The sequence below is a fragment of the Bythopirellula sp. genome (assembly GCF_041737835.1).
Lineage (GTDB): Bacteria > Planctomycetota > Planctomycetia > Pirellulales > Lacipirellulaceae > Bythopirellula.
In genome coordinates this window covers 1-2,544 of the sequence record NZ_JBGSQY010000063.1, presented here as the reverse complement: position 1 = coordinate 2,544, position 2,544 = coordinate 1, and the positions used below count along the sequence as shown (strand labels likewise).

The following is a 2,544-nucleotide window of genomic DNA, read 5'->3' as shown; positions in this document are numbered from 1 at the left end:
AGAGGAATCTGCTCTGTATGGCACAGTTGAGGCGAATTCGGTCTCCGGTGCACGGATTTTGTTGGCTGCAGGCGCTGATCCTAACGACAATGAGTCGCTCTACCACGCTTGTGAAAAATGGAATCTTGAACTGCTCATGGCCTTGGGCGAGTACGGGCTCCACGCCAAGGACATCTCGTACTGTGTGAAACATGCCTTGGATATGCGATGGCCCGAAGCGGTATATTGGTTTCTAAAGCAAGGTGCCGATCCGAATGCCGTACACCCTGCGGCTCAGGAGACAACACTGCATTGGGCGGTCAAGCAAGGCGCTCCGATCGCCGTCATTCAGGCCCTCCTTGACGCCGGCGCCAATCCCAATGCCCTCACACAGCCAAACCATTCAGGCTTTATTAGTCGTAAGGGGAACACGCCACTCGATTACGCGCTTGGCCTTGGTTCGACCGCAATCGCCGATTTGCTGCGTGCACACGGGGCAACTGAATCGCCACGATCACCCAAAGAAGCATGGATCGTGGCAGCGGCCGCTGGCGATCGCAATCTCGCCCGCGCGCTGCTCGACCAGACCCCAGACTTGAAACAGCAACTCAATCCGTTTGACCGGAGCCTTGTTGCACATGTCGCTCAAATGCAGAATTGGTCGGGCGTTCGGTTGATGATCGAGCTTGGGTGGCCTATCGATGCCGTCGGTTGGATGGAAGCTCGGCCGCTCACCTGGGCTCTCTGTTTTGGGAACGCGGAAATGGTCGACTTTCTCTTGAGCCATGGTGCTTCGCTAACCCCGGCGGGGCACTACTTTCAATCGCCTCTGCACACCGTAGTGCATTGCCGCTGGGAAAAACGCGAGCAAGCTGCATGTCTCTCAAGGCTACTGGCCGAGAATATCGCGGTGCCCGCCAACTTCTTTCCATGTGGCATTGCGGAGTTCGATCAGCTCGTGAGCGACTAAGACGCGCCTGCTTTCAATCACACGGCTTCTGAAGAGGCTTTTGGCGAACCGAATAAGTAAAAGAGCGCAGGGGTTACCACTTGGTCGAGCACTGTGGAGGCGATCATTCCGCCAAAAAGAACCACGGAAAGCGGATAAAGTATTTCTTTGCCAGGCTCGCCATAGCCAAACAGCAAAGGCACCAGTCCAACAAAGCTGGTCATGGCCGTCATCATCACAGGCGCGAGTCGTTCAAGGCTGCCCCGTATAATCATCTCTTTACCGAAAGGCATGCCATCGACTTGCATCAAGTGCTGATAATGAGAAATCATCATTATGCCATTGCGGCTGACGATGCCGATCAGTGTTATAAAACCCACCCAATGTGCCAGTGACAAATGCGTGGCTTGTATCCAAGCCCATGGCCAATAGTACCAAGGAGTAGCGGCAAGTTCTGCCGCGTCTGGTCGGTTGACTATCAGCAATGCGACAATCGCTCCCAAAGCGGCGAGAGGTACATTGGCAATCACTTGAAACGCGGACCTATGAGAATCTAAGGCTTTCAGCAGCAACAGGTAAACACCGATCATGCTTAACGCCGCGAAACCCCAAAGTCGAACTGTCGCCTGTTGCTGAGCTTCAAACTGCCCGCTGTAGTCCAGATAGTACTCGCCAGGCAACTCGTACAGGGATTCTTCGACGGGATGAAGCGCTTGTTTGATGTCCCTGACGACATTGGTCAAATCACGTCCTTGGACGTTACAAAAAACGGCGATCCGACGGTGGGCATTTTCGCGGTTAAGAATGTTCGGCCCGGTCGTATCGAAGATCTCTGCTACCTGCGACAGAGCTACCTTCGCGCCTGACGGCGTCTCCAGAATCGTTTCCTCGATCACGTTCGGGTCACGACGAGCGTCTTCATCGTACCAGACAACCAAGCTAAAATACTTGTCTTCTTCAATGACCTGCGACACCACTTGCCCCTTAAACGCTGTTTCGAGAACCTCTGCCACATCGCCCGGAGCAAGCCCGTACCTGGACGCTTCTTCACGCTTAACTCGCATTTGTAGTTGAGACACCTCGATCTGAGGTTCGATCTGTAGGTCCACAACGCCATCGATCGATTGAATTCGCGATTGAATGTCGTAAGCTGCAGCGCGCAGCTCACTAAGCTCGGGACCGAACACTTTAATGGCAATCTGCGCTCGAATGCCTGACATCATGTGGTCCAGACGGTGCGATATCGGTTGACCAATATTTACCGCTGCACCCGGGATGCTCGAGAGCCGATCTCGCAAGTCTGAGATCACTTCCTGTTGTGGGCGGCCGCGGTACTCAAAACTCCAGAGATGAGCAATCGGGATCGCTCGCAAAAACGCGTTATGCCAGCCATGCTTTTCGGACTTATATTGGGCGAACCGAACTTCGAACTCTGTGTTGTTGACTCCTTCAGCATGTTCATCCAGCTCGGCGCGTCCGGTTCGACGGGCAACGGAGAGCACCTCTGGAACTTCAAGAAGAATCAACTCGACTCGGCCAGCAATACGTTGACTTTCCGCCAGTGATGTTCCAGGTTCCAGTCGCAGGTTGATTGTCGCGGTGCCCTCATTGAATGG

Annotated in this window: 2 protein-coding genes; one reads left to right on the top strand and one right to left on the bottom strand. The window is 54.0% G+C overall.

Annotated features, from left to right (window positions below; all coding sequences use genetic code 11):
* A partial coding sequence (locus tag AC6T8Q_RS18455) for an ankyrin repeat domain-containing protein (RefSeq protein WP_500680481.1) occupies positions 1-949 on the top strand: 949 nt, incomplete at its 5' end.
* 17 nt (positions 950-966) lie between these two features.
* On the opposite strand, the gene AC6T8Q_RS18450 is transcribed toward AC6T8Q_RS18455, so the two are convergent.
* On the bottom strand, positions 967-2,544 hold a 1,578-nt coding region (locus AC6T8Q_RS18450), incomplete at its 5' end, for an efflux RND transporter permease subunit (RefSeq protein ID WP_500680480.1).